Genomic DNA, 16953 nt, shown 5'->3' on the forward strand with positions numbered 1-16953 from the left:
GGAGCTAATTCGATATCGATTGTTCTATTAGTCGATCAAAGCTATCATACTGATGTGCGAGCGACTTATCCACGACGGATTCCCTAGCCTTGTGCCGCATATTGGCCTGCGTACCGTCGACGATAGCTTTTGTAAGTATCTCACAGAGGGCATCGTCGTCGCCCGTGGGGAAGACGAAACCGTTGACTCCCTCTTCGACCAATTCCTTTGCCGCGCCTACGTCGGATAAAATCATAGGAACTCCACTGGCGAGGAACTCCAATGCGGCTAATGAAAGTGTTTCTGACGTTGAACACAGGATGCCGAAGTCCGATGCGTTCAAATACGGTCGAACGTCACTCTTGGCGCCAATAAAAAAGCAGTGTCGCTCAACGGTGAGATGTACGGCGAGATTCTGAACAGTCGAAAAGTCTGGCCCAGTTCCGACGAAAATGGCGGCAACGTCATAACCTTGGTCTCGTAGGCGGCTTACGACGCGAACGAGCTGAGCCTGGTTTTTTTCTGGCCGAAAAGCTCCTACCAGTGTGACAACTATCGTCTGAGGGCTAATTCCCAGTTCATTTCTCACCTTCCCACCAAGGTCAGGGGCGGGCGAGAAGTAGTTAATGTCAACACCGTTGCGAATGACCTTAGTTGGGGTAATGGTCAGTTTTCGCTTGGTCCATTCGGCCTTTTGTGTGTCGCTGACAAATACCAGAGTATCCGATAGCTTCAAAGAAATCCTATACGACCAGTATCTTAATAGGCTAATCGCAGACTTCTTAAAAGATGTATCGTTATGCGCGAAATATATGAGGCCCGGAGAGCTGTGAAGTATATTTATTAATGTTCCTCGCAGTGATCCTGCCAGTTTGGCGGCGGATGCCACTACGTTAGTAGTTTCATTTACCGTAAATACCACGTCCGGTTGGTTATCAACGAAGAACGTCCGCAACTCCTGAAACTCTTTCATCGTGGGAATGCCACGAAACCCAAGAAACACCAGTTTGAGGCGCTCAGCCTCCTTCTCAAGTCCCCCTCCCGCGTGGTTCGAGTAAACCAGGACAGTCAATCGATAACCCCGCTGCTGCAGGTGCTTGGCGAGGTTCAGCGCGTGACGCTCAGCTCCGCCATAGGCCATGGTAGACACAAATATTACAATGTGTTTTTGGGCGAAGGGAGGGGTCATGGGACTTGCCGGGCCGTTGCCCTGAACTTCCCCGTGCGCAGATTCCAATACCAGATGCGACACTGAGACCGTAATTTCGATCGTCCGCTCAGCGTGAGTACAGTTTTGGATATCTCGGATTTTCCAGCAAAGTGTAGTCTGCGGGCGATTTGAAGACCCATCGCCATCTTTGAAGATCTTACTACCTCCTTAGGCAGTGGTGGTACAAACGTCATCAGGTATCTGGAGAATGATTCCATGTACTGCTGGCCGTAAGAAGCGATTCTGTCTACATATCTATTTTGATCTATACTGTAAACCATCATAGGTTCGTTTATCGTCTTGACACGAGTTCTTGAAATAACTTTTGACCAATATATAGTGTCCTCTCCAATGCCTAAATTCGTTGGAAATTCTTCCGTCGCTAGATATTTGCTCCGGCCTATCGCACTCCCAGTTCGGATCAACGGCATGCTGAATGAGATGTACCGATCCCGGTTCTTCAACGGGCTGTCAGTATAGCTACCCGGAGAGTGAATGCTCTCAGTGTGTCCAGCCCTGTCGATGCATGCTCCGATCACAAGGTCAAAGTTCTCGTTCTTTAGCAGCTGTTGATGCGCAACTCGCCACCCCTCTTCGGATAGGAGATCGTCGGCGTCGAGGAAGTAGATAAAGTCTCCCGTGGCGTGGTGGAGTCCCGTATTTCGAGCGGACGAAACGCCAGTTCCCAAATTCTCCAAGACACACAATGGCAATGATAGACGCGTGGCGGTTTGCTTGGCGACATCATTGGTCAAATCGGTTGACCTATCATTCACCAGAATTACTTCTTTGACGAATTCGGCAACCGCGGAAATAGAGACGAGGGTGTCCCCTATCGTCGCTGCTGCATTTTTCGCTGGAATTAGGACTGTGACGTTCTTCTCGTTCAAGTGATTTTCCCTTGTCTCTTTAGCACCAATGGTCGTCCTAAAAGGATGACGACAAAGTAAATCGAGACGAAGGCTGTGCCGGCGATGCAGGTCCAAGCCAACGATGTCTGCGTCAACTCCCTGGTGACGAAAAAGATGGGAAGTCCCAAAGCTGCAGCAACAATCGGCGGCAGCAGCGCATATATCGGTACTGACGATATGCCAATCAGTCTTTTGACGGCTATCCCTCTCATGAAAAGGATAGAAAATGTGGTCGTCAAACTGCTTACAGCCGCGCCGCCAATTCCAAAATGTGGAACCAGCAGCAAGCTAGCGAAAATCTGGATAACCATACCAACCAATAGGATTCGCAGTTCCGGATTTTGATGACCGGTCATGGAGAGCGCGAGACCTCCGAAGCCGAAAATTACGTATGCGAACTGTGTGCTGCAAATCAACGTAAGGGCCACTGCGTCGATCTCAAAAGCGGCGCCCAGCACTAAGCTTGCTCGATTGCCCCAAAGGGCCACGCCGACGTAGACCGGGGCAGCGAAGACGGACGCCAACAGCGCAGTGTTTTTTAGAAGGGTTTCGACATCTGCTGGCTTGTTACTCTTGTAGGCGTTTGCCACTTGCCCAGGCAATGATTGCCCAAGTGCGGCGCCGGCTACAACAATGAGTTGGCCAATTAGTAGTGCAACATTGTAAATACCTACGTCTGTGGTCCCGCTAAAGACGCCAAGCGTTAAGGCGTCGGTCGATCGTGTAATGGTCGTGACAACCATGGAGATGGCGAGGATGGGGGAATATAGCAAAAGTTGTTTTATATCGGCATTGAGCGTGAATGTTTTTCTACCTACCGGAAACGCCCTCGCGGCTATGATCCATACTGTAGCTGCCGACAAAATTGCTGCCATTGAAGTCGCGTAAGCCACGTCCAACGCAGACGCGCCACCTTGGAACAAAATCAAGGCCAGGATAAAGCGTGCTGTTGGCTGAACAGCATAGCTGGCTATGAGGCTAGGAAGCGGGTTCATAATTCCGCGAAAAGCTCCGCCCAAAACAGCTTGATCAACTAGCGGCGGCAGGGCCAACATGGTTATGGTCAGAACTGCCGAGAACCCGGAATTTGGGAACCACGTTGCCTCAGCGTAGGATCCGAATCCAGCGGTGCACGCGAGAATGATCAAGACAGATAGCGGTAATACGGTTAGTCGCAGAAGATTGACTTGATACCTCTGAAGGCTATTTGGCGGTGCAAATGCAAGGTACCTTTGGAGTGAAAGGTCTAGACCTAGTGGAGCTATCGTAGCTAGTATTACTAGTGCAGTACGCGCTAAAGACACCACACCATACTCAGCTGGTCCTAAATGGGATGCAATATAAACTCCAGATAGTGCCGTTACTACTTGATTATATATCAGGCACATCGCCCCTAGGGATGTTGCCCGTTTGCCCGGTTTGACTACGTCAGATTTCAAAATACATCCTCAGCGGGGAGCTCGGCAAACTGTCACGATTTTGGTGTCCCGGGACAGTCAAAGCAGAGCTACGCTCGAGTCTAGAACATCAATGTGTCTTAAAGAACACTAAATAGGTGTGGTTGAGTGAGGCGAGCCGGCCAGAAGACCAGCCTCCTTATCCATCCGTTTAGGCATTCGCTTGTAGAGGCAGCTCCAACTAGAAAGGTTGTCGCCCCCGGTGCCGGGGTGCCGCTGGTGTCGATGCTTGAGCCGACTACGCCGCTTGCCAGGGAGCCGCTCCAGGCGACTTCCATGTTGTTGGGGGCGAGGGCGGCGGCGAGGCGGTGGATGCCTGATGGGGCCGGACCGCCGGGCGAACCGGCGTTGAAGATGAGGTTGGCCGAGGCGTCGTTGACCTGGGCGACGACGAAATTGCCGGAGCGCAGCCTGCCGAAGCTTGCATTCTGCCAGCGGACCAGGGTCTGTGCGCCGGTCGCCGGTGCCACCTGTTCCCACTCCACCAGCAACGTGCAGTTCTGCGGATCGAACCAGCTCACGCTGGAAAAGGTGATCCGGTCGATATCGCGCGTGGCAGCGGTTGCTCCCGTGGCGATGGGGCTGGTGGCAAAGGCGCCGTTTTCGAGCTGCATGAAGGTCACCCCCGCCGAGGGCGTGAGGGTGACGCTGCCGGGGGCGGCCAGCGTGAAACTCACGGAGGCGGCCGAGGTCGCCGTGCCGGTGGCGGCACCGGTGAGCGAGACGGTCCCGGTTCCGAGGCCGGAAACCGTATAGGTGCCGGCGGCGAGGGCCAGGTCGGTCGGCGCCGGAGTGAAGCTGTTGGGCACGAAATTGGTGCGCGTTTCTTCCACCAGCAGGCCGCGGGAGGTGCAGCGCAGGGTGTTGGCCGGAAAGCTGCGCAAGGCGCCGCCCGTGTCCGGGGCCAGCGCGGCGGCGTCTCGATTGCAGGTGAGACGCGCCGCGAGCGGCCCAAACGCACCATTCCAGATGGCGTGGCCGCGGGTAAAATCGAGCACGACACTGGCGCCGGAAAAGCTGCTGGCCAGGACGCGCTGCGCGGCAACCGCGTTGCTGAGGGCAATCTGCATCAGTAAAGGCCCACGAGATTCTGCGCCGTCGTCCCGGTGGCAGCCACGCGCACCGCGCGCAGCGGCAGCATGGTGCCGGCCATGACATTGGTGAGGGTGACGGCTTCGCCGCCCTGCATGATGAGCGCGACATCGCCCGAAAGGCCGACATAAAGCGCGCGGGTAATCGCGGGCAGGTCGGTGGCGTTATTGGGCGTAATGGCGAAGGCGTTGCTGGCCGGGGCTGTCAAGCCGGCAGTAAGTGACTGGAATTTGTCGATCATGCGCGAGGTCCTGTCTCAATAATGAAGGCGCAATCAATTATGGGTTAGCTCATCGCTGCGGGGATAAGTGGCCCGGATTTTGACTGCGGCTAAAGGTCAGCAGTGTTGAAAAGGAGCGTCGATGCGCAGGATTGAATTCATGGTGCCGGTCCCGCCCGTGCCGCTGGGCGCACCGCCGGCCGTCCCGCGCGTCCTCATTCTCGTTCCCGACCAGCAGGGCGGTATCGCCCGGCTCTTTGAGCAGATGCAGAACGGAACGCAGGGTCTGGTGCGGGCCGACCTGATGTTCTTCCCGTCCCATGACGGCCAGGCGCGCGCCATGCTGCGCTTTCCGCAGAAGCTGCTCGCCTTCTGGCGAGTGCTGAAAGCGAACAGGATTGATGCGTGCCACATCAACCTTTCGACAGGGGGGAGCACGATCCGCAAGCTTTGCTATGCGTTTATGTGCCGCGCCGCCCGGGTGCCCTATGTCATTCACCTCCATGGTGGCCGCTACCCGACCTTTCTCGAGCGCGCGCCGACCGTGCTCAAGCGGCTGATAAGGTCGTTCTTCCTCAAGGCCGATCGCGTCATCGTCCTGGGCAGCGTCTGGCGGGAATTCGTGGCGCGGGAACTCGCCGTGCCTCCAGGCAGGATCGTCGTGTTGCCAAACGCCGTTGCGGGTCCACGGACCCTGCCGGCCCGACGCGACGGGGCGCGGTTGTTGCTGCTGGGGCGGATCGGGCCGGACAAGGGTGTGCCTGAATTGCTCGAGGCACTGGCTTCCCCGGCTATGCAAGCCCTGGACTGGACCGCCACCATTGCCGGCGACGGCGAGGTGGAGACCTATCGGCAACGGGCCGCGGAACTGGGTCTGGCGTCACGGGTGACTTTCCCCGGCTGGGTTGATGGCGGAGAGGTGGCCGCGCTGCTCGAGGACTCCAGCATCATTGTGCTGCCCAGCCATGTCGAAAACCTGCCGCTTTCCATGCTCGAGGGCATGGGGTACGGGCTTTGCCCGGTGGTCACGCCGGTTGGCGCGGTGGAAGACGTGATCCGCGACGGGGTCAACGGTCTTCTGGTGCCGGTTGGCGATGCGAAGGCGCTCGCCGAAGGCCTGGCGCGCGTCTGCAGTGACGAGGTCCTGCGGCACCGGCTGGCTGGCCAGGCGCGCACCGACTTCCTCGCCCACTACGACATTCGCGATTATCGCGCGCGGCTCGAAGCTGTTTATCTCGACGTCATCCACGAAAGGTCGGGGCGCCGGTAGCGCCGCGACCTGCCGGCAAAAAGGTTCACGGCGCGCGTGCGGTTACCGCTTCCTTGAGCACCAGCCAGAGGTACTTGCTGTTGGTCACGAGGTAGCGCTTCCACATGCGCCCCGGTTCCTGCATCACCCGGTAAAGCCATTCGAGGCCGGTCTTCTGCATCCAGTCGGGGGCGCGTTTGGTGCTGCCGGACATGACGTCGATGGAGCCGCCGACGCCCATGAGGAAACTGACGCCAAGCTCCTCCTTGTACTGCTCGGTGATCCGCTCTTTGGCGGGGCTGGACATGGCGACGAACAGGCAATCCGCCTTGGACTGGGCGATGGCGTCGACGACCGATCGCTCTTCGTCACGGCCGAAATATCCGTCGCGATAGCCTGCGAAGACCAGGCCGGGATAGCGGGCCTTGATATTGGCCACCGCGCGTTCGAGAACGTCGCGCTTGGCGCCCAGGATATAGGGGCGGTAGCCCTTTTCATGGCAAAGTTTCAGCACGCGGTCCATGAGATCGATACCGGCCACCCGCTCGGGCACCTTATGCCCGGCCAACCTGGCGCCCCAGACGACGCCCATGCCATCGATATTGATGAGGTCGCTGCTCACCACGTCGGCATGCAGGGCGCGATCGGTCTGCATGTTGACCAGCTTGGCGACGTTGACGACGACATGCTTGAGGCGAATGCGTTCGGCCAGCGCTTCGTCGATCACCGCAATGGTCTGGTCCATCGTCAGCGGGTCCATGGGCGAACCCAAAAACTCGAACTGAAGCTTGTCGAGCCCGAGGCGGCGGCGCAGCACCTGCCCGTCGCCGCCGTGGAATTCTGCCGTCACTTGCATTTTCCGCCTCTCGTGCCCGCTCACCACATGCCGACGGTGTCGATGACGAACTTGCCTTTCAGCAGGTCGCGATCGACGTGACCGAAGCTCATGTGATCGACCAGCAGCACGACGACATTGGCCTCGGCCAGTGCTGCGTCGAAATCCATGAGTTCGAGATTGAGGTCGGACAGCGACGACGGCAGCTTCGAAATATGCGGCTCGACGACGAGGACACGCCCCACCTTGTCGCGTGCGAGCGTCTCGACGATCTGAACGGCGGGGCTTTCGCGCAGGTCGTCCACGTCCTTCTTGTAGGAGAGGCCAAGGCAAGCGATCACCGGCTCCTTGAGCTGGCTGGCGCGGTCGGCGACCTTGGCACAGACCACGTCCGGCATGCCGTCATTGACCTTGCGCGCGGCGCTGATCAGCGGGGTCACATCGGGCGCGCTGTCGACGATGAACCAGGGGTCGACGGCGATGCAATGGCCGCCCACGCCGGGGCCGGGGCGCAGAATGTTGACGCGCGGATGCAGGTTGGCGAGCTTGATCAGCTCCCAGATATTGATGTTGAGCGCATCGCAGACCAGCGACATTTCATTGGCGAAGGCGATGTTGACGTCGCGATAGGCGTTCTCGGTCAGCTTGGCCAATTCGGCGGTGCGGGCATTGGTGGCCCAGCAGTCGCCCTTGCAGATGATCTTGTAGACCTGCAGCGCAAGCTGGGCGCATTTCCGGGTGATGCCGCCCACGACGCGGGCATTGTTGACCACTTCCTCGAGGATCTTGCCGGGCAGCACGCGCTCGGGGCAGTGCGCGACGCGGATGTCGGACATTTCGCCGACCTGCGTGGGGAAGCTGAGATCCGGGCGCTCTTCGGCCATCCAGGTACACATGCGCTCCGTCGTGCCGACCGGCGACGTGGATTCGAGAATGACGAGGTCGTCCTTCTTGAGCACCCGTGCGACGGCGCGTGCGGCCTGTTCGACATAGGTTAGGTCGGGCTGGTGCTTGCCTTCGTTCTTGTGGAACGGCGTGGGTACGGCGAGGATGAACACATCGGCCGGCTGGACTTCGGTCGAAGCGCGCAGCTTTCCGGACTCGACCACCTGACGCAGCAGCACGCCAAGGTTCGGCTCGACGATATGAGGCTCACCGGCGTTGATCCGTTCCACGACGGATGCGTTCACGTCCGTGCCGCATACATCGATGCCGCGATCGGCAAACACGCAGGCGGTCGGAAGGCCGATATAGCCCATGCCGACAACGGAAATGCGTTCAATCGACTTCATTGCAGCAGCCTCGAAACAATGCGGTCGCTGGCACGACCGTCTCCATAGGGGTTAGTCGCCGTGCTCATGCGATCGTACGACGCGGGGTCATCGAGCAGCGTACTGGCCTGGGCGACGATTTCTTCCTCGTCACATCCGACGAGTTTGACGGTTCCGGCTTCGATCGCCTCGGGCCGTTCGGTTGTGTCCCTGGTGACGAGAACGGGTTTGCCCAGGGAGGGGGCCTCTTCCTGCACGCCACCGCTATCGGTGATGATGAGGTCGGATTGCGCCATGAGGTGGACGAAAGCGAGATAGTCCTGCGGCGCGATGAGGTGCACGCCGGCATTGTCGCCGAGGATGCTCTGAGCCTCGTTCCTGACGATCGGATTGAGGTGGACCGGCACGACCACGGTCACGTCCGGGCGTTCGGCGAGGCGAGCCAGTGCCGTGAACACTGCGGTCAGGCCACCGTCCAGGTTCTCGCGCCGGTGTCCGGTGGCGAGGACGATGCGCTGTCCGCGCTGTTTGGCGTCGGCAAGGAATGGCAGGGCGGCTGAAAGCCGGCTGCGTATGGCGGCGCTGTTTTCGATCTCGCCGGCGGCAAGAAGCAGAGCATCGATCACGGTATTGCCGGTGACTTCGATTGCCTCGGGCTTGACGCCTTCGCGCAGCAGATTGTCCCGCGAGACGGTGGTGGGCGCGAAGTGGAGGTCGGCGATCGTCCCGGTGATGCGGCGGTTCAACTCTTCCGGCCAGGGGGATTTGATATTGCCGGTCCGCAGGCCCGCCTCGACGTGACCGACAGGCACACCCGCATAGAAGGCGGCCAGCGACGCAGCCATCGTGGTCGTCGTGTCGCCGTGAACCAGGATGCGGTCCGGGCGAAGTTCCTGGATGACCTTGGTCAGTTCGCCGATGACGGTCGAGGTGATGTAGGGCAGGCCCTGACCGGCCTGCATGATGTTGAGGTCTATGTCGGGCTGGATGCCGAATATGTCGAGGACTTGGTCCAGCATCTCGCGATGCTGGGCAGTCACGCAGACCAGGGATTCGATACCGTCCTGCCGACCGAGGGCCTTGAGAAGCGGCGCCATCTTGATGGCTTCAGGCCTGGTCCCGAAGACGGTCAGAATTTTGGTGCTCAATTGGTGTTCCGATATGCTGGGACTATCGACTAGAGGCTCGACTGTGGGCCGCGGTCAGGACATACATGAGCAAGCGACTCTCGGGCGCATCGCCATGCTGCTTGCGTCTGGCGGCGGACCATCATTCCATCGCATTGTGAAATCCTGATATACAGTCGGCGGCAAAAGTAGTCGGCAAGCGTCTCGCGCGCGCCTCTATCTAGGTTGTACTAGTATTCCCACTTACCGCTTAGCACATCGTTCATATTGAACAATTTAGCCAGCGCCAATTCCGGGGATGGTAAACTTCGGCGCGAGATTTGCCCCCTCTGGATTTGCATTGCTGTCAGCCGGCGGACTGGGTTTTGGACGAAGAGGGAACTGGTGTACGTATCACGCTGATTCCTGCCGGGGATCCGGCAGAATGCGTCATTTTATCCGAAACTGTGACCCGGGCGTGGCACGGATCGGCGCCGTCACGTATCGGCCTTGAAGAATATTTCTAGGGGCGTGGTGCCGGCAGCAGGGTTCGAACCCGCGACCCCCTGATTACAAATCAGGTGCTCTACCAACTGAGCTATACCGGCGCGCAGCCGATCTATCATCGCGCGTCGGCTAGGACAACCCAGATTGACCTCCGGTTCGCAGCCGCAGTTCCGACCATCGTGGTGCGGTTTGTCAGGCCCGTCCGAACTCGTCCTCGACGCGCACGACGTCATCTTCGCCAAGATAAGAACCGGTCTGCACCTCGATCACCTCCAGTTCGATTCGGCCCGGATTGGACAGGCGATGCAGGCAGCCGAGCGGCAGGAAGATCGATTGATTCTCGGTCAGGACGGTCACCGCTCCATCTAAGGTAACTTCGGCCGTGCCATGCACCACGATCCAGTGCTCGGCCCGATGGTGATGCTTTTGCAGACTGAGTCTTCTGCCGGGTTTGACGAAGAGGCGCTTCACCTGGAACCGGTCCCCTTTCAGGACCGAGGCATAACCACCCCATGGGCGGTAGGTGGTTTGGTGGGTTTCGGTCAGGGCGGTGGTTTGCGCCTGGGCGCGCAGCTGGTCGACAATGTCGCCCACCCGCTGCGTCAGCGACAGACGTCCGACATAGACAGCGTCATTTGTGGCGATGACGGTCACGTCCTCCAGATCGGAAACAGCGACATGGGCGTGGTCGCTGATGACCAGCGAACTGGAGACGCCCGAAAGCGTCACCGGGCCCCGGGCGACATTGCTGGCCCCGTCATGCGTGCCGCTTTTCCAGACCGCGTCCCAACTGCCCAGATCCGACCAGGAAAAGTCTACCGCGACTACGGCCGCGCGGTCGGTCTTTTCGAAGATCGCGTAGTCGACCGATATGGATGGCGCTGCCATAAAGGCGTTTTCGCCGAGGCGAACGAAATCCACATCCTCGCTGGCGCTGGAGACCGCGCCCAGGGCGGCTTCATGGATGGCTGGTGCCAGCTTTTCGGCTTCGGCGAGGAAACAACCCGCGCCCATCATGAACATGCCGGAATTCCAGAAATATCCGCCGTCGGCGATCAATTTTGCTGCCCGGCTGGCCTCCGGCTTTTCAATGAACTGCGTCACCGCCCGCGCAGCGCCGCCAACCTGGGCGTCGGATTTTATATAGCCAAAGCCGGTTTCGGGGTGGGTAGGCTGAATGCCGAAGGTGACCAACTGCCCCATAGCGGCTGCCAGGATTGCCTCATCCACGGCGCGCCAGTAACTCTCGTCCGCCCTGATCTGATGATCGGATGGCAGCACGTGGAGCACGGCATCGTCGCCAAACCGTCGCGCGACATGGACCGCGGCCGCGGCGATGGCAGCCGCAGTATTGCGGGCGACCGGCTCGAGCAGCACGCTTTCCAGGCGGCAACCAATCTCGGCCGCCTGTTCTCCGGCGACAAAGCGATATTCACTGTTGGTGACGACCACGGGCGGGGTGTAGCGCGCGTCGTCGACCCGGGCGAGGGTGCTCTGAAACAGGCTCAAGGGGCCCGCGAACGTCAAAAACTGCTTTGGCCGTGAGGCGCGGGACAAGGGCCATAGCCGCGTGCCCAGCCCTCCGGCAAGAACGACCGGAACCACAGTGGCGCTCATGTGCCAGCTACCCCCCAGTACCCCAGACCCAGAAGTATACAATATGCCGTTTACAATGTCGCCGTCGCCGCATGTACCTGCGGGCAAGTCAGTGGCGGTACCTGCGGTCGAAGAGCGGCGCGTTGTCTTGCCGCTCTGATACGGAAATTACCGATATCTTGACCGCATTTGGCTGTCCTGCCCATTGGCAGAATTCACATGGACGGGGCCGATGGTTTCTGCTCAATCTGACCGGCGAAGCAATACGAGTATGCCAAGCCCATGAATTTCAAGGACACACCGGAGATCGGGCCGGTTATCCAGAGGGAGCGCAAGGCACGCCGCTTGACGCTCGAGCAGCTTGCCGCGCTCTCGGGCGTCTCCAAATCTATGCTGTCGCAGATCGAACGTCGGCAGGCCAATCCTACTTTCGCCGTTCTGTGGAGTCTGACCCAGGCGCTGCGGATCGACTTCAGCGATCTGGTTGCGGCGAGCACCGTTCCGCATCATCGCGATCCGATCGAAGTCACCCCGAGGGGGCACACGCCCGAAATCACCAGTCAGGATGGCCTGTGCAGGCTGCGGATCCTCAGCCCTCCCGGCATGGCCGGGCGATCGGAATGGTATGACATCGAAATCGCCCCCGGCGGCCGCCTTCAGAGTGCACCCCATGCGCGCGGTGCCGGCGAACATCTGACCGTGCTGGCCGGTCGCCTGGAGATCGCCAGCGCGGGTGCCAGCCGCAGCGTCGCTGAAGGCGAGACGGCCCGATATCGCGCCGATGTGGAGCATGAAATATCCAACACCTCTAGGTCAGCGGCGCGAGCGCTGCTGGTTCTGCTCTACGAATAGGTCAAGCATCAGCAATTCCACTGTTCGTTGACTGCAATTCCGATATGATGGATATTCCACTGAATTGGAATGGAGGATGCGATGGATTCCGGATTTTCCGCGCACGCAAGAACCTTGCTTGATGCGATCGAGGCGGATGGCCTGAGCAAGCGCGAGCAAGTGCTTCAAGGACCGCAAGGCGGCGTCGTCGCACTCTCGGGCCGAGACGCCGGCACTGTCGTCAACCTGTGCGCCAATAACTATCTCGGCCTCGCCAATCATCCCGACATCGTTGCCGCCGCACAGCAGGCGCTGGCGCGGGACGGCTTCGGCATGGCGTCAGTGCGCTTCATTTGCGGCACGCATAGTTTGCACCGGCAACTGGAACAGGCCATTGCCGGCTTCTTGGGCAAGGCCGACGCAATTCTCTTCGGCTCGTGCTTCGACGCCAATGGGGGGCTGTTTGAGACGATCCTGACCGATCAGGACGCGGTGATTTCCGATGCCCTCAACCACGCCTCGATCATCGATGGAGTCCGCCTCTCCAAGGCGCAGCGCTATCGCTATACCAATGGCGACATGGATGAGCTGGAGGCCCGGCTCAAGGCCGCCACCGACTCCGGACTGCGTTTCAAGCTGATCGTCACCGATGGCGTGTTTTCCATGGATGGGCATGTCGCCAAGCTCCCGGAAATCTGCGCCCTGGCCGAGCGCTACGGCGCCATGGTGATGATCGACGATTGCCACGCCACTGGCCATCTCGGCGCGGGTGGTCGCGGCACGCCTGAACTCACCGGCGTCGGCGATCGGATCGACATCATATCGGGCACCCTGGGCAAGACGCTGGGCGGCGCCATGGGCGGCTTCATCGCTGCCAGCCAGCCGATCATCGACCTGCTGCGCCAGCGCGCGCGGCCCTATCTCTTTTCCAATGTCTTGCCCCCGGCCATGGCGGCCGGTGCGCTGAAGGCCATTGAGCTCGCGGCAGCTGCAGATGACCGGCGCGCGCTGCTCCTCCAGCATGTCCAGCATTTCCGCGCGGCGATGAGCAGCGCCGGCTTCGAGCTGGTACCCGGCAATACGCCGATCATCCCAGTCATGGTGCATGATGCGGGCAAGGCGCAGGCCCTGGCGGCCGAGGTTGTCAGGCGCGGTGTGCTGGTCTCGGCGTTTTCCTTCCCGGTCGTGCCCAAGGGGCAAGCGCGCATTCGCACGCAGATGTCTGCCGCGCTGACCCCTGCCGATGTCGACACGGCGATCAGTGCCTTTGTCGACGCCGGCAAGGCCCTTGCCCTGATCTGATTGGAGACCCCGGATGAAAGCCTTGGTCAAAGCCGAAGCGCGGCCTGGTCTGTGGATGCAGGACGTTCCGGTGCCCGAAATCGGCCCGGACGATGTGCTGATCAAGGTCAGCAGGACCGGCATATGCGGCACCGATCTGCACATCTTCAAGTGGGATGAGTGGGCGCAGGGCGCGGTGCCGGTGCCGATCACCACGGGCCACGAATATTGCGGCACCATTGCCGAATTGGGCGCCAATGTCAGGGGGCTCAAGCCGGGACAGCGGGTGTCCGGCGAAGGCCATGTCATCGGCATGAAGAGCCGCGCCGCGCGCGCTGGCAAATTCCACCTCGATCCCGATACCAAGGGCGTGGGGGTCAACCTGCCGGGCGCCTTTGCCGAATATGTGCGCATTCCCGCCTTCAACGTCATCCCGCTGCCCGACACGATCGATGACGAGATCGGCGCCATCCTCGATCCGCTCGGCAATGCCGTCCACACGGCGCTCAGTTACGATCTTGTCGGCGAGGATGTGCTGATCACCGGCGCCGGACCGATCGGCATCATGGCGGCGGCCGTGGCCCGTCATATCGGAGCCCGCCATGTGGTCATCACCGACGTCAATGCCGACCGTCTGGCGCTGGCTCAGAAAGTGGCGGACATCACCACTGTCGATGTTTCGCGCGAGAGCCTCCGCGACACGAGCCGCCTTCGCATGCAGGAAGGCTTCGATGTCGGCCTCGAAATGAGCGGCGCCCCGGTGGCGCTCGAACAGATGATTGATCACATGGTCATGGGCGGCAAGATTGCCGTGCTCGGCCTGCCGTCAAAGCCATTCAATTTCGATCTCGCCAAGCTGGTGCTGCGCATGATCACGCTCAAGGGCATCTATGGGCGCGAGATGTTCGAGACCTGGCACAAGATGATGGCTATGCTCGAAAGCGGGCTGGACGTGCGCCCGGTCATCACCGACCGCTTTGCCGCCGCCGATTTCGAACAGGGTTTTGCGCGGGCCCTTGGCGGCGGAGCCGGCAAGGTCGTGCTGGACTGGTCCGGCGTGAAGGCGCGCTAGGGCTCCGTCGCGGCATCCACCGAGGCGGGCGCCCCGGGCAACACTTCGGCCTGCGCAAGAGCGGCAGGGCAGGCGCCGGGCATGGGGGCGATCATGGCGCCCGATTTCCCATCTGTCGGAGCTCGGTCGCGCCGCGCATGGCGTGTTCGGCAATGTCCTCGAACAGGTGCGCGAATTCCGCAAAGACTCCGCGATCGGTCTCCTGCCAACTGATGTCCTCGAGCTCGGTCAGGAGGTCGACCAGGGCGGCGATGGCGGCGCGGTGATGGCGCGAGGAGAGCAGGTGACGGCGCGTTTCGCGCTGTTGTTCCATCTCGACGAAGCGCCCGAGCGCATCGTTGACCCGCTGCCGGCAATCGCAATCGAGGGCAACCGTACCGATGATCGACCGGATGCGCTCCACCAGGATGTCGGGGTTGGACGTGTCGCGCATGGGCAAGTGCCGGTTCATGCCGCTACCCAGTCCATGCCGGCTACGCCATGGAGGAACCCGTTGGCAAAAGGCGCTGCCGGATAGATTGCCTTGAGCCTGGTGGTTCCCTCGTCGGGATTCATGCGCCCATCGCGGACATCGGCATAGATTGCGGCCACCGCAACCATGTCGCAGTCCTGCGGCGAGAGGCGCAGGTGGGTGACACCCATGTCTGCCAGTGGCGGCAGGTCGTTGAGCAGCACCTGGCAGTGGCGCGACATGGTCTGGACGCCGTTGACGGTGAGGAAAGGCTGGCCGTCGAGCGTGTCGACATCGAGGCCGTCGGGTTCATCGCCGCAGACGAACTGGCAATTGTCCTTGGTATGGCCCTTGGCTCGCGCATGGGCGCAGCGGGCGGAAATGGCGAGCGGCAGGCGGCCAAAGGCGATGATCTCGTAGTCGATGTCGGGCGCCCCGGCGACGATCGAGGCGATGGAGCTCGCCGGCAGTTCCGGCCCGAGACAAATGCGGGTGGCCCCGCGTCTCGCCAGCAACTTTGCCGTGGCGCCATTGTAGACATTGACGAAGGGGCCGACGAGATGCGGTTTGCCGGCAAGCAGGCGGAGCGCCGAAAGGTCATTGGCCTCCGCCAGCGGAGCCTCGGCGGCAAGGCGTCGCGTTTGCGCCACTTCGCGGTCGAGCGTCACGAGGGCGAGCGAAGCAAGGGCCACGGACTTGCCCGAGGCGGTGAGCCGCTCGACGACCTGGGGCAGAAAGGGCCGGGTGAAGTGGTCTCGCTTGGAACAGACCACCTCACCCAGCGTCACCGCATCGACATGCCCCGACTCAGCGATGCGGTAATAGAAGTCGCGCCATTTTTCGCCGGACCACAGATAGGGGATCGGGCCAATGGTAATCTTGAGGGCGGATAGGTCGGCCATCGTCACCGCCACTTCTTGTCGTAGGCGCCAGACGTGGTGCGCTGGCCCTCGCTCAGCCGGTGCAGGTGCGCCAGCTTCTGGGGCCGTTCATCTTTGGGTGCCAGGAGGGCAGCCCGTAAACTGGAGACGACCTGCGCGACATAAGCCTTGCCGCGCTGCCGGCCCTCGATCTTGAGGGCGGTCACGCCCGCGGCCCGCAGCGCATCCAGGTGTTCCATGACGTCAAGACTGACAGGATCTTCAAAGGCATAGCCGTCGTCGTCGGCAATGTGGAAGCGGCCTTTGCAGAGCGTCGGATAGCCCGCGGGTTCACCTTCACCGAAGCGATTGATGGTGAAGCCGCCGAGTTCCGAGACCATGTCCGGCCCATCCTCGCGATACCGCACATGGCTCGCCGGCGAACAAACTCCCTGCATATTCGGTGACTTACCCGTTACATAGGAGGAAAGCGAACACCGCCCCTCGGCCATCACGCAGAGGCCGCCAAAGGCAAAGACCTCCAGCTCGCAATCGACCTGGCGCGCAATGTTGGCGATTTCCGCCACGGTCAGCACGCGCGGCAGCACTAACCGCTTGGCACCAAAACTCTCGACCAGAAGACTCACCGCATCGACATTGGAGGCCGAGGCCTGCACCGAGACATGCAGGCGCTGTTCGGGATATCTGTCGGCGACATAGTCCATCAGCGCCATGTCGGCCAGGATCACCGCATCGGCGCCGGCCGCCACGGCGTCGTCGGTGGCGCGGTACCAGGTGTCTTCGCTGCCGGCGCGCATGAAGGTGTTGAGCGCGACATAGGTCTGGACGCCCCTCGAATGCGCATGCGCAACAGCCTCGCGCAGTTCGTCCCGCGTGAAATTGAGGCCGGGGAAGTTGCGGGCATTGGTCTCGTCACGAAAGCCGCAGTAGACCGCATCGGCGCCGGCCTCGACGGCTTCGCGATAGGCGGCGGGGGTGCCAGCGGGGCAGATCAGCTCCATGGA

General features: G+C 60.7%; 16 protein-coding genes and 1 tRNA gene. 4 read left to right on the plus strand and 13 right to left on the minus strand.

Annotated elements, in window-relative coordinates; translation table 11 throughout:
* Nucleotides 1-4: 4 nt before the first annotated feature.
* The 5 genes from JEQ47_RS00210 to JEQ47_RS00230 form a co-directional block, all read right to left on the minus strand.
* The gene (locus JEQ47_RS00210; protein ID WP_198874379.1) at nucleotides 5-1168 is read right to left on the minus strand and encodes a glycosyltransferase family 4 protein; all 1164 of its coding nucleotides are present in this window, start codon (nucleotides 1166-1168) and stop codon (nucleotides 5-7) included.
* Nucleotides 1165-2079: a glycosyltransferase family A protein gene (locus JEQ47_RS00215; protein WP_198874380.1), complete on the minus strand. Its 915-nt coding sequence runs from the start codon at nucleotides 2077-2079 to the stop codon at nucleotides 1165-1167. Before JEQ47_RS00215 ends, JEQ47_RS00210 begins: the two co-directional genes overlap by 4 nt.
* Nucleotides 2076-3488, minus strand: coding sequence for an oligosaccharide flippase family protein (locus JEQ47_RS00220; RefSeq protein ID WP_236020672.1), 1413 nt, complete (start codon nucleotides 3486-3488; stop codon nucleotides 2076-2078). Before JEQ47_RS00220 ends, JEQ47_RS00215 begins: the two co-directional genes overlap by 4 nt.
* Before the next feature lie 149 nt (nucleotides 3489-3637).
* On the minus strand, nucleotides 3638-4627 hold the full coding sequence (locus JEQ47_RS00225) for a hypothetical protein (RefSeq protein ID WP_198874382.1): 990 nt from the start codon (nucleotides 4625-4627) through the stop codon (nucleotides 3638-3640).
* Complete coding sequence (locus JEQ47_RS00230) at nucleotides 4627-4890, minus strand: spike base protein, RCAP_Rcc01079 family (protein ID WP_198874383.1); 264 nt, start codon at nucleotides 4888-4890, stop codon at nucleotides 4627-4629. Before JEQ47_RS00230 ends, JEQ47_RS00225 begins: the two co-directional genes overlap by 1 nt.
* Before the next feature lie 121 nt (nucleotides 4891-5011).
* Between JEQ47_RS00230 and JEQ47_RS00235 the strand changes: the two genes are divergently transcribed.
* On the plus strand, nucleotides 5012-6139 hold the full coding sequence (locus tag JEQ47_RS00235) for a glycosyltransferase family 4 protein (protein WP_198874384.1): 1128 nt from the start codon (nucleotides 5012-5014) through the stop codon (nucleotides 6137-6139).
* A 25-nt stretch (nucleotides 6140-6164) separates the two neighbouring features.
* Here JEQ47_RS00235 and JEQ47_RS00240 read toward each other — a convergent pair whose 3' ends face one another.
* From JEQ47_RS00240 to JEQ47_RS00260, 5 genes are all read right to left on the minus strand, one after another.
* On the minus strand, nucleotides 6165-6974 hold the full coding sequence (locus tag JEQ47_RS00240) for a WecB/TagA/CpsF family glycosyltransferase (protein ID WP_198874385.1): 810 nt from the start codon (nucleotides 6972-6974) through the stop codon (nucleotides 6165-6167).
* A 20-nt stretch (nucleotides 6975-6994) separates the two neighbouring features.
* Entirely contained in the window at nucleotides 6995-8245 is a 1251-nt protein-coding gene (gene wecC, locus JEQ47_RS00245) for a UDP-N-acetyl-D-mannosamine dehydrogenase (protein ID WP_198874386.1), read from the minus strand.
* Nucleotides 8242-9372 (minus strand): non-hydrolyzing UDP-N-acetylglucosamine 2-epimerase, encoded by a 1131-nt coding sequence (gene wecB, locus JEQ47_RS00250; protein WP_198874387.1) that lies wholly within the window; start codon nucleotides 9370-9372, stop codon nucleotides 8242-8244. The genes wecC and wecB overlap by 4 nt, the downstream gene beginning before the upstream one ends.
* Nucleotides 9373-9862: 490 nt before the next feature.
* Nucleotides 9863-9938: transfer RNA gene (locus JEQ47_RS00255), tRNA-Thr, on the minus strand.
* 91 nt (nucleotides 9939-10029) lie between these two features.
* Complete coding sequence (locus JEQ47_RS00260) at nucleotides 10030-11454, minus strand: mannose-1-phosphate guanylyltransferase/mannose-6-phosphate isomerase (protein WP_198874388.1); 1425 nt, start codon at nucleotides 11452-11454, stop codon at nucleotides 10030-10032.
* Between the two features lie 261 nt (nucleotides 11455-11715).
* Here JEQ47_RS00260 and JEQ47_RS00265 point away from each other — a divergent pair, with 261 nt between their 5' ends.
* From JEQ47_RS00265 to tdh, 3 genes are all read left to right on the plus strand, one after another.
* On the plus strand, nucleotides 11716-12285 hold the full coding sequence (locus JEQ47_RS00265) for a helix-turn-helix domain-containing protein (RefSeq protein WP_198874389.1): 570 nt from the start codon (nucleotides 11716-11718) through the stop codon (nucleotides 12283-12285).
* Between the two features lie 81 nt (nucleotides 12286-12366).
* Nucleotides 12367-13566: a glycine C-acetyltransferase gene (locus JEQ47_RS00270; protein ID WP_198874390.1), complete on the plus strand. Its 1200-nt coding sequence runs from the start codon at nucleotides 12367-12369 to the stop codon at nucleotides 13564-13566.
* A gap of 13 nt (nucleotides 13567-13579) precedes the next feature.
* Nucleotides 13580-14617: an L-threonine 3-dehydrogenase gene (tdh, locus tag JEQ47_RS00275; RefSeq protein WP_198874391.1), complete on the plus strand. Its 1038-nt coding sequence runs from the start codon at nucleotides 13580-13582 to the stop codon at nucleotides 14615-14617.
* 91 nt (nucleotides 14618-14708) lie between these two features.
* Here the strand turns inward: tdh and JEQ47_RS00280 are convergent, their stop codons facing one another.
* The 3 genes from JEQ47_RS00280 to ubiU are packed head-to-tail and all read right to left on the minus strand — an operon-like array spanning nucleotide 14709 to nucleotide 16950.
* A complete protein-coding gene (locus JEQ47_RS00280) occupies nucleotides 14709-15068 on the minus strand; it encodes a hypothetical protein (protein WP_198874392.1) in 360 nt (119 codons plus the stop codon).
* On the minus strand, nucleotides 15065-15970 hold the full coding sequence (ubiV, locus tag JEQ47_RS00285; RefSeq protein WP_198874393.1) for a ubiquinone anaerobic biosynthesis protein UbiV: 906 nt from the start codon (nucleotides 15968-15970) through the stop codon (nucleotides 15065-15067). The genes JEQ47_RS00280 and ubiV overlap by 4 nt, the downstream gene beginning before the upstream one ends.
* A 2-nt stretch (nucleotides 15971-15972) precedes the next feature.
* Entirely contained in the window at nucleotides 15973-16950 is a 978-nt protein-coding gene (gene ubiU / locus JEQ47_RS00290; protein ID WP_198874394.1) for a ubiquinone anaerobic biosynthesis protein UbiU, read from the minus strand.
* Between the last annotated feature and the right edge of the window lie 3 nt (nucleotides 16951-16953).

The sequence above is a fragment of the Devosia sediminis genome (assembly GCF_016411825.1).
Taxonomy (GTDB): Bacteria; Pseudomonadota; Alphaproteobacteria; order Rhizobiales; family Devosiaceae; genus Devosia; species Devosia sediminis.